Source organism: Streptomyces coeruleofuscus, assembly GCF_039532725.1.
Lineage (GTDB): Bacteria > Actinomycetota > Actinomycetes > Streptomycetales > Streptomycetaceae > Streptomyces > Streptomyces coeruleofuscus.
The window spans coordinates 176,444-190,100 of the sequence record NZ_BAAASE010000011.1; the positions used below are offsets into that span (position 1 = coordinate 176,444).

The window sequence follows — 13,657 nt, forward strand, 5'->3', positions numbered from 1 at the left end:
CGTTTCCGGGCAACCGCCGCCAGGCCCGTACGTCACGGGCCACTGTGACTTCGTGTCTTCCAGAGTGGCGGGTTCCACGAGAATTTGAACTTGCGTTTCACAGAGTGAGACGCGAGTATCGTTTCATGGACAACAGTAGCGGCGTCGGCGTTCTGGACAAGGCGGCCCTCGTCCTGAGCGCTCTGGAGTCCGGTCCGGCCACCCTCGCGGGCCTGGTCGGCGCCACCGGACTGGCACGACCCACGGCCCACCGCCTGGCCGTGGCGCTGGAACACCACCGCATGGTGGCGCGCGACATGCAGGGCCGTTTCATTCTCGGCCCTCGCCTGGCAGAACTCGCCGCGGCCGCGGGTGAGGACCGTCTCCTCGCCACCGCGGGCCCGGTGCTCACCCACCTCCGTGATGTCACGGGCGAGAGCGCGCAGCTCTACCGTCGCCAGGGCGACATGCGCATCTGCGTCGCCGCGGCGGAGCGTCTGTCCGGCCTGCGGGACACCGTCCCGGTCGGCTCGACGCTCACGATGAAGGCCGGTTCCTCGGCGCAGATCCTGATGGCCTGGGAGGAGCCGGAGCGGCTGCACCGCGGCCTCCAGGGCGCGCGCTTCACGGCGACGGCCCTGTCGGGCGTACGTCGCCGGGGCTGGGCCCAGTCGATCGGCGAGCGCGAGCCGGGGGTCGCGTCGGTCTCCGCGCCGGTGCGGGGCCCTTCCAACCGTGTGGTCGCCGCGGTGTCGGTGTCCGGGCCGATCGAGCGGTTGACGCGTCATCCTGGCCGTATGCATGCGCAGGCTGTGATCGATGCGGCCGGGCGCCTCTCCGAGGCGTTGCGGCGCACCGGCTGAAACCAACGGGGTGTTCTCGGGGAGGGTCGGCCTCAACGCCGCGGCAGGCTCTTCCCGACCAGGCGCCATGGCAGCTTGCGGTTTCGTGTCGAGTGCCGGCCGTACGTGGCTGGTCGCGCAGTTCCCCGCGCCCCTAAAAAGCAGGGACATGCACAAGAGGCCCCCCACCGAAGTGGAGGGCCTTTCCTGTGTGTACCCCCGACCGGATTCGAACCGGCGCTACCGCCTTGAGAGGGCGGCGTGCTAGGCCGCTACACAACGGGGGCCTGGACTCTGCGTTTCCGCAGGTCCGAGCTGGTCTACCTGGACTCGAACCAAGACTAACTGAACCAGAATCAGTCGTGCTGCCAATTACACCATAGACCAATGTGGTTTAGACCAGTCAGTACCCCCGACCGGATTCGAACCGGCGCTACCGCCTTGAGAGGGCGGCGTGCTAGGCCGCTACACAACGGGGGCCCTAGCAGTCCCGAGATGATCGTCGATCTTTCGGAACCAGTACCCCCGACCGGATTCGAACCGGCGCTACTGCCTTGAGAGGGCAGCGTGCTAGGCCGCTACACAACGGGGGCTTGCGGATCGGAATCCGCTGGTGCAGATGAGCTCTGCGAGCTGGCCTACCTGGACTCGAACCAAGACTAACTGAACCAGAATCAGTCGTGCTGCCAATTACACCATAGGCCACTGGAACGCAAGCCCCCTGAGGGGATCTTGTTCTAGTAATGCGCCTGGGGTTCCTGCCTTCCGGCCCGCTCCCCGCGGCGCAGGAAGAACATTACCTGAAGGTGGACGGGGCTCCAAAACGACTATCCGGGCCGAGCAAAGAAGGCAGTTCGTCGAGGGAGGCGATGCGGTGCGGCCCGACGGGCGGGTCGATCGTGGCGTACGCCCCCCCGCGGTCGATCCACACCGACAGCAGCCCGGCGTCGGCGGCACCCCGTCCGTCGATCTCCGGGTGGTCGCCGACGTAGGCGACCTGGTGCGGCGGCAGGTCGAGGGCGGCGCAGGCCGCCAGGAACGCCCCGGCCTCGGGTTTCGAGACGCCGAGCTCGGCCGCGCACAGGATGCTCTCGAAGCGGTCGTGGACGCCGAGGACGCGCAGTTTGCGGTCCTGGACGTGGAGGCTGGAGTTGGACAGCACGGCGTGCCGGTGACTGGCGGCGAGGGCGTCGAGGACGGGCAGGACGTCCGGGAAGAGGGCCCAGGCCGTCTCGTAGTGGGCGCGGTACCGCCTGAACCACGCGTCGGCCTCGGCATCGGTGAGGTCCTGGCCGAGGAACACCCGTACGCGGTCGCGCCGCTGGTCCTCGAAGGTGGCCTCACCGGCCGCGAAGCGCGCCCATTGCGCGTCGGTGATCTCCCGCCAGCGGGTGATGGCCTGCTCGACGGTGTCGTAGTCGTCGAGCAGGCCCTCGGCCGTCAGGTGGGCGCGCATGCCGAGGCGGTCGGCGGTGGTGTAGTCGAAGAGGGTGTCGTCGACGTCCCAGACCACGGCGTGGATCCTCATGGTCGGACCGTACCCACTGCCGGGTGCTCTCAGCCCAGGGTCATCGTGCCGGAGAGTGTGAGGTGAGGGCCCCGGCCGTCGCGGGGGTGGGCGGTGAGCCGCCAGGTGAAGGGGCCGGACCCGGCTCCGGCGCCGGTGTCGGTGGTGCCGTCCCAGGCCGGGCGTACGGCGGCTCCGGTGGAGGCGCCGGTCAGGGTGCGGACGACCGTGCCCGAGGCCTTGGTCAGGGTCAGGGTCCAGGTGGACGGCTTGTTCAGCTGCCACACCGGTGACCAGGGCATCGACCTGCCGATCACGGACGGCGAGTAGACCTGGGCCTCCATCTGCGCGAGCGGTGAGGTGGGGACGCCGCCGGCGACGATCGAGACCTCGCCGTACGTGCCGTTGAGGTAGGCGATGTGGCCGCCGAAGCGGTCGACGGCCCAGCGGCCGTTGCTGCCGCCGGTGTTCTGGTCCGTGGCCGGCAGTTTCACCAGGGTGCGGGTGGTCGCCGTGCCGGTGTGGAAGTCGGTGAGCAGCAGTTCGTGGGTGGTGCGGTTCTCACGGAGGAGGAAGCCGTCGGCGAGGCGGGCCGGGCCGTGGTCGGCCGGGACCGTGATCTTTCGGCTGGTGGCGCGGTCGTAGACGCCCGCGGTGCCGCCGCAGGTCCAGTACAGCCAGGTGTTGACGGCCTGGATGTCGGTGGGGGTGCAGGGGGCGCCGGTGGCAAGGGTGGTGGTCGTCCCGGTCTTGAGGTTGCGGCCGGTGACCGAGCCCTGGGTGCTGCCCGGGGTCCACAGGGTCTGGCCCCAGACGGCGGCCGCGGTGCGGTCGCGGGTGAGGGTGGTCTCGCCGCCGGTCGCGGCGCGCGCGAAGTCCACGAGCCGCTGCTTGCCGGAGGAGCCGTTGTAGAGCACGTAGCGGCCGGTGCCGCCGGCGAGGCGGCCGCCGGAGTCGCCGTCCGTGGGCCCGCTGAGGATGGTGGTGCTGTCGAGGCCGACGTTGAGGACGGACTCCTGGCCCGCCGAGTCGGTCCACAGGTAGCCGACCCGGCCGTCGCCGAGGGCCTCCAGCTGGGGGCAGGCGGCGTCGCCGGGGAGGCAGGTGGTGCCGCTCAGCGCCGGGCTGCGGGGGGTCTGCGCACCGGTGGGCCGGCCGTCGGCGTCCAGTTGGAAGCCGCTGTACCGGAGCGAGCCGCCCGGCGTCGCGCCGTGGAGGAACAACTCGCCGCCGGCGACGGCCAGTCCCTGCACTCCGGTCGCGGCGGCGGGGACCCGGGCCACCTCGGTGGTGGTGAGTCCGCCGGTATCGGTGAGGGTGATCCGGTGGATGTTCCAGTTGAGGCTGGAGGGGCCGGCGGTGGCCAGCGCTCCGCCGTCCAGGGTCGGGTCGATGCCGCCGAACGACGAGGTGAGCACGGTGCTCGAAGCGCCGGTGACCAGGGAGCGGGCGGTGAGCGCGGCCTCGGTGCCGCCCTGGACGAAGGTCGGGTTGCCGAGCAGGAGTTGGTCGCCCACGACGGCTTCGGGCCGGGCGTCGGCCCTGGTGAGGGCGGTGGGCTCGGCGCCGGGTTCGGCGTCCACCCGGATCGCCTTCCAGTCGGCGACGAGCCAGCGGTCGTTGAAGGCGAGCTGCGGGGTCGCCTCGTCGCTGGTGACGTAGGTGCGGAAGGCACCGTCGGCGAGGTCGACCAGACCCACCGACGTCTTGCCGTCCAGCACGTAGACGATCGCGAGACGGCCGACCGAGCCGCCGGTGCGGTACAGGACGGGCCGGGCGCCGGCGGGGAAGCCGGTGACCGGGGTGTCCTCGGTGAGGGTGCCCTCGGCGGCGCGCAGCACGTGCAGGGCGCCGGTGCCGTCCATGGTCAGCACGCTCCAGCCCGCGGCGGCCCGGTAGGCGTGGCCGGAGGGGATCGTGACGGTGGCGGTGACGCCCGTGGAGCGGTGCCGCTGGGTGACGGTCCGGCCGTCGCGGGTGTTCACGACGTCGGTGCCGCTGGCCAGGTCGTCCGGACCGGCGTGGGCGGGCGGGACCGCGTCGGGGTAGTCCACGGTGGTGACCGAGGTGGTCCCCGGCCGGTACTGGAAGCCGGACGCGCCGGCCCACGGGTAGTCGACGGTCACGCGCTTCTCGGTGACGAGCCGCACCGTGCCGACCGGCTCGTCGGCCTCGGGTGCCGCCTGTGCGGGTGCGGTCAGTACGGTGCAGGACAGGACCACCACCCCGCCGACGGCCGCGTGGACGAGTCTTCGTGAACGGCTCATGCACCCCCCCGGTTCCTGGGTGCACACGGCCACCGTGTGCACAGGGGGCATCCAACGTCTCTCCCGGGGACAGGAGCCGGCCGGAAGGATGAACTCCCGGTGACGGGTGGGCGGCACGGCGAGGGCGGCGCCCGCTTCGGGCGCCGCCCTCGCCGTGCCGTGTGTGCCGTGTGCGCGTTACGCGGCCAGCTTCGCCAGTGCCGCGTCGATACGGGCCAGGGTCGTCTCCTTGCCCAGGACCTCCAGCGACTCGAACAGCGGCAGGCCGACCGTGCGGCCGGTGACGGCGACACGGACCGGGGCCTGGGCCTTGCCGAGCTTGAGGCCGTGGGCCTCGCCGGCGGCCAGGACGGCCTCCTTGAGCGACTCGGCGGAGGTCCAGTCGGCCGCCTCCAGCTTCTCGCGGGCGGTGCGCAGCAGGGCGTCCGAGCCTTCCTTCATGGCCTTCGTCCAGCTGGCCTCGTCCTCCACCGGCTCCGGCAGGAACAGGAAGTCGACGTTGTCGGTGATCTCGGAGAGCACCTTGAGGCGGGTCTGGGCGTGCGGTGCGATGGCCTGCCACTTGGCCTCGTCGAAGGCCTCCGGGGCCCAGGGGGCGAACGGCGCCTGGAGCCACGGGCGGCAGCGCTCCGTGAAGTCCTTCACGTCGAGCATGCGGATGTGGTCGCCGTTGATGGCCTCGCACTTCTTCAGGTCGAAGCGGGCCGGGTTGGGATTGACGTCCGCGACGTCGAAGGCCGCGATCATCTCGTCGATCGTGAAGACGTCCTGGTCGGCCGAGAGGGACCAGCCGAGCAGCGAGAGGTAGTTGAGCAGGCCCTCGGGGAGGAAGCCGCGCTCGCGGTAGAGGTTCAGGGACGACTGCGGGTCGCGCTTGGAGAGCTTCTTGTTGCCCTCGCCCATCACGTACGGCAGGTGCCCGAAGGACGGGATCTGCTGGGCGACGCCCAGCTCGATCAGCGCCTTGTACAGGGCGATCTGGCGCGGGGTGGAGGAGAGCAGGTCCTCGCCGCGCAGGACGTGGGTGATCTCCATCAGGGCGTCGTCGACCGGGTTGACCAGCGTGTAGAGCGGGGCTCCGTTGGCGCGGACGATGCCGTAGTCCGGGACGTTCTCCGGGGTGAAGGTCAGCTCGCCGCGGACCAGGTCCGTGAAGGTGATCGTCTCGTCGGGCATCCGGAAGCGGACGATGGGCTCCCGGCCCTGGGCCTTGTACTCGGCGACCTGGGCGTCGGTCAGCTCACGGCAGTGGCCGTCGTAGCCGGAGGGCTTGCCGGCGGCGCGGGCGGCCTCGCGGCGGGTGTCCAGCTCCTCCTGGGAGCAGTAGCAGTGGTAGGCGTGGCCGGCGTCCAGGAGCTTGGCCGCGACGTCCTTGTACAGGTCCATGCGCTGCGACTGGCGGTAGGGCGCGTGCGGGCCGCCGACCTCGGGGCCCTCGTCCCAGTCGAAGCCCAGCCAGCGCATCGAGTCGAGGAGCTGGGTGTACGACTCCTCGGAGTCGCGGGCCGCGTCGGTGTCCTCGATGCGGAAGACCAGCGTGCCCTGGTGGTGCTTGGCGAACGCCCAGTTGAACAGGGCGGTGCGCACCAGGCCCACGTGGGGGTTACCGGTGGGCGACGGGCAGAAACGGACGCGTACGGGAGAGCCGGGTGCGCTAGCCACGCTTGACAACCTTGTTGGTGAGAGTGCCGATGCCTTCGATGGTGACGGCGACCTCGTCGCCGACGTTCAGGGGGCCGACCCCAGCCGGGGTGCCCGTGAGGATCACGTCGCCGGGGAGCAGCGTCATGGCCTCGGAGATGTTGACGATCAGGTCCTCGATGGAGTGGACCATCTCGCTGGTGCGGCCGAGCTGGCGCTGCTGGCCGTTGACCGTGAGCTGGATGGTCAGGTCGCCCGGGTCCAGGTCCGTCTCCACCCAGGGGCCGAGCGGGCAGGAGGTGTCGAAGCCCTTGGCCCGCGCCCACTGCTTCTCGCGCTTCTGGACGTCGCGGGCGGTGATGTCGTTGGCGCAGGTGTAGCCGAAGATCACGTCCTTGACGCGCTCGCGCGGGACCTCGCGGCACATCCGGCCGATGACCACGGCCAGCTCGGCCTCGTGGTGCACCTCCTGCGAGAAGGAGGGGTACTGGATCTCGTCGCCGGGGCCGATCACCGAGGTGGACGGCTTGAAGAAGGCGAACGGGGCGTCGGGCACCTCATGGCCCAGCTCGCGCGCGTGCTCGCTGTAGTTGCGGCCGAAGGCCACGACCTTGTTGGGCAGCACCGGCGGCAGCAGCCTCACCTTGCCGACCGGCACCTTCGTGCCGGAGAGCTCGTAGTCCGCGAACGGGATGCCCTTGATGATGTCCAGGACGAGTTCGTCCTGCTTCTCGCCCTCGATGGCGCCGAAGGCGACGTTCCCGTCGATGGAGAATCTGGCGATGCGCACGGGATGCTTGGCCCCTTGACTGAAGCGGCTGGAGTCTGACGCTCCAGGCTAACGCGGGGAAGGGTCCGCGCCGCGCGCATCACGGAGGGGCGCCTCGTCGCCGGGGCGCCCCTTCGATGCTGATGTCCCGCCGCCGTGAGCATCCGGCGGCCGGTGCGCGTACTCCCTGGTGTCACTCCGCGGCAGCGGCGGCCGCGACGGGGACCTCGGTGAGGATGGTGCGCTTGGGGTTGGCAGTCTGGGTGGGGAGTTCGACGCGGTGCTCCGGCAGTTCCGGCGTCTGCAGTTCGTCGGCGTCGTCCAGGTGCGCCAGCGTCGTGCGTCGCGGGTTGGCGATCTTGTGGAACATCGTCGTCGTCTTCACTGTTTACTTGATCCTGTTCTGTGACAGGCGCCGGGAGGACGCTGGGACCCTCGCACGGGCGCGGGTTGTCGGTTTTGCCATCGCTGTAAAGCGTCAGGCTAAACATGGGATTCCCGGCGTAATCGCGAGGACCTCATGATCAGCATGTGAGTTTTCTCACGAATCAGGGGGCAAATCGGTCAATCCGGGCTCGCGTCCGACCTCAACGAAACGGACATTGACCCCCTGAAGCCCTCATTCCGCTGCTGATCATGGCGACTGGGACACCCATGACGCCTCGGCGACTCGCGGGCATACGTCCGAAATGGGCGAACTCGCTCTCTACGTCCGGTGATTCGGCACTCACGTGGTGTCACCTATGTCACGGCCTGGCATACGAGCCTTGTTGGAGATCCTGTGCTGTGCTGGAATGCCACGGACCGCCGCAGGATCGAGCCGGCGCACAGGGGGCGCACAGACGCGCCGAGTGGCGGTGAGAAGGGGGAGCCAGCGCCGGTCACTCACGACCACCACGGGGGCGTACTCAGGGCGTCCCCAGAACGCCGACACCGTGCCCCGCCGTTCACGCGATGGGGCGCCTGGTCCAGAGGTTGCGACGCTAGTGCAGGGACGTTTCAAGAGGGATGGCAGCGCTTCGGCGGAGCCGGAGCCGCACGGCGGGACCAACCGAGGTCCCTCGGCCCAGCACGCCCAGAACCAGGGCCCGGCGGGTGACGGCGGGGAACGCCCCGGGCGCCCCGGCGCGTCGGCCCCCACCGGGCCCGCGAGCCCGGCTCCGCCCCTGAAGCCGCCGGCCGGCCCGTCCGGCCCCGGCCCGCGAATAGCCCTGCGCAACTGGCGCATCTCCACCCGTCTGGTCTCGCTGCTCGCCCTCCCGGTGGTCGCGGCCACCTCGCTGGGCGCGCTGCGTATCAACCAGTCCATGGACGACATCCAGCAGCTCGACAACATGAAGCTGCTGACGGACATGACCAAGCAGGCCACCGAGCTGTCCGCCGCCCTCCAGGAGGAGCGCGACCAGTCGGCCGGCCCGCTGGCACACGGCGGCAAGGCCACCGACTTCACGGTCAAGGGCCTGCGCGAGAAGACCGACCGGGCGCGGAAGAACTTCCTCGACAGTTCCGAGCAGATCGACACCGCCAGCAAGGACGGCAACCTCAAGGGCGTCCGCGAGTACCTCATCCAGCTCGCCGGCGAGCTGGGCGACCTGGAGCAGATCCGCAAGGGTGCCTACGCCTCCGAGGACAACTCCACGCAGACGATCGAGGCGTACCACCGTCTGATCGAGAACCTGATCGACCTCTCCCAGGACATGGCCGAGGCGACCAGCAACCCGGACATGATCCAGCGCACGCGTGCGCTCGCGGCGTTCTCCTCCGCCAAGGAGTACTCCTCGATCCAGCGCGCGGCCCTGGCGGCGGCGCTGCCGGCGAGCAACACCACCACCGGCAAGCTCTCGCCGAACGACCGGCTCTACGCCGAGTCGGCCCTGGAGAGCCAGAATTCCGAGATCCGCAGCTTCAAGAGCATCTACGGCGAGGACGCCGCCGCCGAGCTGCTCAAGCCCATCGAGGACGGCGGCAACTCCACGATCAAGGCGACCGACACCTACGCGGGTCGGGCCCTGGTCTCCGCGAGCGGTCTCGCCCAGCAGGACAAGCGGTCCTACCGCGACTGGCTGGACGACAGCTCCACCAAGATCCAGCAGATGAAGAACATCGAGCACACCCTGCTCGAGGAGATGGAACAGAAGGCCCGCGAGCTGCGCAGCGCCACCGAGCGCGACGCGATCATCTCCGGTGCCCTGATCCTCATCGTGCTCGGTGTCTCGCTGGTCGGCGCCTTCGTCGTGGCCCGCTCCATGATCCGCTCGCTGCGCCGCCTGGAGGAGACCGCGACCAAGGTCGCCTCCGACCGGCTGCCCGAGCTGGTCAAGCAGCTCTCCGAGTCCGACCCGCAGGACGTCGACACGTCCGTGGAGTCGGTCGGTGTGCACTCCCGGGACGAGATCGGCCGGGTGGCCGCGGCCTTCGACGACGTGCACCGCGAGGCGGTCCGCCTCGCCGCCGAGCAGGCCCTGCTGCGGGGCAACGTCAACGCGATGTTCACCAACCTCTCGCGCCGCTCCCAGGGTCTGATCCAGCGCCAGCTGTCGCTGATCTCCGAACTGGAGTCCCGCGAGGCCGACCCGGACCAGCTGTCCTCGCTGTTCAAGCTCGACCACCTCGCCACGCGTATGCGCCGTAACGGTGAGAACCTGCTGGTTCTCGCGGGTGAGGAGCCCGGCCGCCGGTGGACCCGCCCGGTCCCGCTGGTCGACGTGCTGCGTGCCGCCGCGTCCGAGGTGGAGCAGTACGAGCGCATCGAGCTGGCCTCCGTGCCGACCACCGAGGTCGCCGGCCGCGTGGTCAACGACCTCGTGCACCTGCTCGCCGAGCTGCTGGAGAACGCGACCTCGTTCTCCTCGCCGCAGACCAAGGTCAAGGTCACCGGTCACGCGCTGCCCGACGGCCGCGTACTGATCGAGATCCACGACACCGGTATCGGTCTGTCGCCGGAGGACCTGGCGGCGATCAACGAGCGGCTCGCCTCTCCCCCGACGGTGGACGTCTCCGTCTCCCGCCGCATGGGTCTGTTCGTGGTCGGCCGGCTGTCGCAGCGGCACGGCATCCGCATCCAGCTGCGCCCGTCCGACTCCGGTGGTACGACCGCGCTGGTCATGCTCCCCGTCGACGTCGCCCAGGGCGGCAGGAAGCCCCAGCCCAAGCAGGGCGGTCAGCCGCCGGTCGGCGGTGGCGGTCCGGCCGCCGCGCAGGCCGCCGCGGGTGCGGCCGCGGCCCGGCGTGCCGCCGGTGCCGGCGGCCAGGGCGGTGGCGCCCTCGGAGCCGGTGCTTCCGGTGGCGGCTTCGGTGGCGGTGCGTCGTCCGGCGGTGGCCGGCTCGGCGCCGGCCAGGGTCCGCGGGCCGCGCTGCCCGGGCGGGACGCGGACGGTGCACGTCCGGGCGGAGGGCGCGGACCGCAGGGTCCCGACAAGTCCCCGTCGTTGTTCGAGCAGAGCGCTCCGCCCGCGCCGCCGCAGGGCCGTCCGGCACCCGCCGGTGCCGGGTACGGTCAGGCGCCGGGTGCTCCGCAGGGTCTGCAGGCCGCGGGTACGAACGGACCGCAGGACCAGGGTCAGGGCAGGGGCAGGGGCCGGCAGCGCCCGGGCAACGCCGAGCAGGGCCAGGGCCGTCGGCCGCAGCTGCCGCCGCGCGGCGGTCCGCGGGCCGAGCTGCCCGGCGGTGACCCGCAGCCCCGCGTGCCGAGCTGGAGCGACGAGAACGCCCAGCCGCCGGTGCCGCGTGCCTCGCTGGACACCCCGCGCGGGCACGAGGAGCCGGACGTCTCCCGGACCTCTCAGATGCCCCGCATCGACGACCGCCAGGGACCGGGCTCGACGGCGGAGATCCCCGCCGTTCCTCGCGACGACGACCGGCAGGGCCCCGGCTCTCCGGCCGACTACGGCACGGGCGGCCCCCAGCACTCGGACCGTTTCGGCCTTCCCGGCACGGACGGTTCGCAGGGTTCGGGCCAGTTCGTCCGCCCGGACGTCTACGGCACCGCCCCGGGCGGCCACCGCGACCCGTCGTCCACGACGGGCCAGTACCCGGCTCCGCAGTCCTACGACAACGGCTCCACGGGCCAGTACCCGGCACCCCGCCAGGACAACGGCTCCACGGGCCAGTACCCGGCTCCGCAGTCCTACGACAACGGCTCGACCGGCCAGTACCCCGCGCCGCGCCAGGACAACGGCTCCGGTCGGCCCACCCTCCCCGGTCCGGCCACTCCGGCCGACCCGGCGGGCACGGGCCAGTTCGAGCGGCCGCAGGTCAACGGCGCCCGCGGCGGGGCCGACTTCGGCGCCCCGCGTCCGCCCGCCCCGCAGGCACGGCCCGCACGGCAGGAGCCCGAGGCCCTGCCGCCGGCGACCGGTCCGGGCGACGGGCGTACGCCGCTGTACGACACGCTCGAGACCAACTGGTTCCACGGCCAGCAGGGGCAGCAGGAGCAGCAGAGCAACGGCTCGGCTCCGGCCCCGCAGCAGCCGCAGGGAGCCGGCGGTCCGCAGCGGTCCGCCCCCGCCGGCTGGCGCAGCTCGCCGAACGACGACCTCGTCCGCCAGGCCGAGCGCGTCCGCCAGCCCGCCGCCGGCGGTGTCACCACCTCCGGCCTGCCGCGCCGGGTGCCCCGGGCGAACCTCGTTCCGGGCACGGCTCAGCAGCAGCCCCAGCAGAGCGGTCCGCAGATCTCTCGTGCCCCCGATGACGTCCGCGGTCGGCTGACCAATCTCCGCCGCGGTATTGCACAGGGTCGTCAGGCCGGGTCCACCCAGACCGGCAGCTTCCCTCGGCCCTCTCACCAGCAGGAGCGTTAGTTGAGTCCGATGAGCCAGGCGGCACAGAATCTCAACTGGTTGATCACCAACTTCGTGGACAACACCCCCGGGGTGTCCCACACCGTCGTCGTGTCCGCCGACGGACTCCTCCTGGCGATGTCGGAGGGCTTCCCGCGCGACCGCGCGGACCAGCTCGCGGCCGTCGCCTCCGGTCTGACGTCCCTGACGGCAGGCGCCTCCCGGATCTTCGAGGGCGGCGACGTGGCACAGACGGTCGTGGAGATGGAGCGGGGATTCGTCTTCCTCATGTCCGTCTCGGACGGCTCGTCGCTGGCCGTCCTCGCTCACCCCGAATGCGACATCGGCCTCGTCGGCTACGAGATGGCGCTCCTGGTCGACCGCGCGGGCGCGGTCCTCACCCCCGACCTGCGAGCTGAGCTCCAAGGCAGTCTGCTCCATTGATCGGCCCCGGCACCACCCGTCTCACCACATCACCGTCCGGCCGCCACACACCCCACACAGGCCTCGTCAGACGGCTCGACTGACCGACTTGTTGTCCCGCCCGGAGGACCCATGACCCCGCCCCCCGCCTCTCATGATCCGTACGCGGAGCCGTACGAGGACGAGGGCGACCAGCCGCTGGTCCGGCCATACGCCATGACGGGCGGCCGGACGCGGCCGCGATACCAACTGGCCATCGAGGCACTGATCAGCACGACCGCCGATCCCGCGGCGCTCATGGGGCTGCTCCCGGAGCACCAGCGCATCTGCCACCTGTGCCGTGAGGTGAAGTCGGTCGCCGAGGTCTCGGCCCTGCTCAACATGCCGCTGGGTGTGGCGCGGATCCTGGTCGCGGACCTCGCCGAGGCCGGTCTCGTCGCGATCCACCAGCCGGGCGGCGACGATGCCACCGGCGCACCGGACGTGACACTGCTCGAAAGGGTGCTCAGTGGACTTCGCAAGCTCTGACGCGGGTCGTTCCACCACCTCCGCGAAGATCGTGGTGGCGGGCGGCTTCGGCGTGGGCAAGACCACGTTCGTCGGCGCCGTCTCGGAGATCAACCCGCTGCGCACGGAGGCCGTGATGACCTCCGCCAGCGCGGGCATCGACGACCTCACGCACACCGGGGACAAGACCACCACCACGGTGGCCATGGACTTCGGCCGTATCACCCTGGACCAGGACCTGATCCTGTACCTCTTCGGTACGCCCGGTCAGGACCGCTTCTGGTTCATGTGGGACGACCTGGTGCGCGGCGCGATCGGCGCCGTCGTGCTGGTGGACACCCGCCGTCTCGCCGACTGCTTCCCCGCGGTCGACTACTTCGAGAACAGCGGTCTGCCCTTCGTCATCGCCCTCAACGGCTTCGACGGCCAGCAGCCCTACACCCCCGATGAAGTGCGGGAAGCTCTCCAGATCGGTCCGGACGCACCCATCATCACGACGGACGCCCGGCACCGGTCCGACGCGAAGAGTGCCCTGATCACGCTGGTCGAGCACGCTCTGATGGCACGGCTGAGGTAGCACCCAATTCAGAAGCGCAATACGGCAGTTGTCGTAGATGCACCGGAGCCGACTGTGTCCTTTGACACGGTCGGCCAAGGTGTTCATAACGTTTCGGCAGAGGAATCTGGTGGTACGGCCACGCGTCGCGCACATCCGGTCTCGCTGCGCGCACAATCGCCCCGCCTTTTGGCGGGGCTCGTTCTTTATGACCGTTTTATCTGGGGCTTACATCCCTCGGAATCCCCACCTCGGACTGTTTGGAAGAGCGCAGGTCGTCGTGCTGGAATGCCTGAACTGCCCAATAGTCAATGACGTACACGTCAGTCGATGGCGTACCGGGCTCTGAGAAACTGCGGCACAACGTTGGTGCCGACCGCCGAGAGGT

At 70.6% G+C, this 13,657-nt stretch carries 10 protein-coding genes and 5 tRNA genes; 5 read left to right on the forward strand and 10 right to left on the reverse strand.

What is annotated here, in order from left to right:
- Nucleotides 1-125 precede the first annotated feature (125 nt).
- Nucleotides 126-842, forward strand: a complete 717-nt coding sequence (gene ndgR / locus ABFX81_RS34440) for an IclR family transcriptional regulator NdgR (RefSeq protein ID WP_020270051.1) — start codon at nt 126-128, stop codon at nt 840-842.
- A 193-nt stretch (nt 843-1,035) separates the two neighbouring features.
- Here ndgR and ABFX81_RS34445 read toward each other — a convergent pair.
- The 10 genes from ABFX81_RS34445 to ABFX81_RS34490 all read right to left on the reverse strand — a co-directional run bounded on the left by ABFX81_RS34445 (nt 1,036) and on the right by ABFX81_RS34490 (nt 7,390).
- Nucleotides 1,036-1,108: transfer RNA gene (locus tag ABFX81_RS34445), tRNA-Glu, on the reverse strand.
- Nucleotides 1,109-1,136: 28 nt separating this feature from the next.
- Nucleotides 1,137-1,208 (reverse strand) — tRNA-Gln (locus tag ABFX81_RS34450).
- A 20-nt stretch (nt 1,209-1,228) separates the two neighbouring features.
- Nucleotides 1,229-1,301: transfer RNA gene (locus ABFX81_RS34455), tRNA-Glu, on the reverse strand.
- A 40-nt stretch (nt 1,302-1,341) separates the two neighbouring features.
- Nucleotides 1,342-1,414: transfer RNA gene (locus ABFX81_RS34460), tRNA-Glu, on the reverse strand.
- 40 nt (nt 1,415-1,454) lie between these two features.
- Nucleotides 1,455-1,526: transfer RNA gene (locus tag ABFX81_RS34465), tRNA-Gln, on the reverse strand.
- 91 nt (nt 1,527-1,617) lie between these two features.
- On the reverse strand, nt 1,618-2,349 hold the full coding sequence (locus ABFX81_RS34470; RefSeq protein ID WP_086840367.1) for an HAD-IA family hydrolase: 732 nt from the start codon (nt 2,347-2,349) through the stop codon (nt 1,618-1,620).
- Between the two features lie 29 nt (nt 2,350-2,378).
- Nucleotides 2,379-4,595 carry a T9SS type B sorting domain-containing protein gene (locus ABFX81_RS34475; RefSeq protein WP_346139164.1) on the reverse strand — a complete coding sequence of 739 codons (2,217 nt, stop codon included), beginning with the start codon at nt 4,593-4,595 and terminating at the stop codon, nt 2,379-2,381.
- A 177-nt stretch (nt 4,596-4,772) separates the two neighbouring features.
- Complete coding sequence (gene gltX, locus ABFX81_RS34480) at nt 4,773-6,257, reverse strand: glutamate--tRNA ligase (protein ID WP_086840363.1); 1,485 nt, start codon at nt 6,255-6,257, stop codon at nt 4,773-4,775.
- Nucleotides 6,250-7,026 carry a fumarylacetoacetate hydrolase family protein gene (locus ABFX81_RS34485; RefSeq protein WP_086840360.1) on the reverse strand — a complete coding sequence of 259 codons (777 nt, stop codon included), beginning with the start codon at nt 7,024-7,026 and terminating at the stop codon, nt 6,250-6,252. Before ABFX81_RS34485 ends, gltX begins: the two co-directional genes overlap by 8 nt.
- A 172-nt stretch (nt 7,027-7,198) precedes the next feature.
- Nucleotides 7,199-7,390: a hypothetical protein gene (locus ABFX81_RS34490; RefSeq protein ID WP_167537232.1), complete on the reverse strand. Its 192-nt coding sequence runs from the start codon at nt 7,388-7,390 to the stop codon at nt 7,199-7,201.
- A gap of 601 nt (nt 7,391-7,991) precedes the next feature.
- On the opposite strand from ABFX81_RS34490, the gene ABFX81_RS34495 reads away from it, so the two are divergent.
- The 4 genes from ABFX81_RS34495 (at nt 7,992) to ABFX81_RS34510 (ending at nt 13,290) form a co-directional block, all read left to right on the forward strand.
- Complete coding sequence (locus tag ABFX81_RS34495) at nt 7,992-11,804, forward strand: nitrate- and nitrite sensing domain-containing protein (RefSeq protein WP_086840358.1); 3,813 nt, start codon at nt 7,992-7,994, stop codon at nt 11,802-11,804.
- A gap of 9 nt (nt 11,805-11,813) precedes the next feature.
- The gene (locus tag ABFX81_RS34500; protein WP_020271453.1) at nt 11,814-12,227 is read left to right on the forward strand and encodes a roadblock/LC7 domain-containing protein; all 414 of its coding nucleotides are present in this window, start codon (nt 11,814-11,816) and stop codon (nt 12,225-12,227) included.
- A 111-nt stretch (nt 12,228-12,338) separates the two neighbouring features.
- A complete protein-coding gene (locus ABFX81_RS34505; RefSeq protein WP_053668780.1) occupies nt 12,339-12,734 on the forward strand; it encodes a DUF742 domain-containing protein in 396 nt (131 codons plus the stop codon).
- Nucleotides 12,715-13,290: an ATP/GTP-binding protein gene (locus ABFX81_RS34510; RefSeq protein WP_086840356.1), complete on the forward strand. Its 576-nt coding sequence runs from the start codon at nt 12,715-12,717 to the stop codon at nt 13,288-13,290. Before ABFX81_RS34505 ends, ABFX81_RS34510 begins: the two co-directional genes overlap by 20 nt.
- The last annotated feature ends 367 nt before the right edge of the window (nt 13,291-13,657 follow it).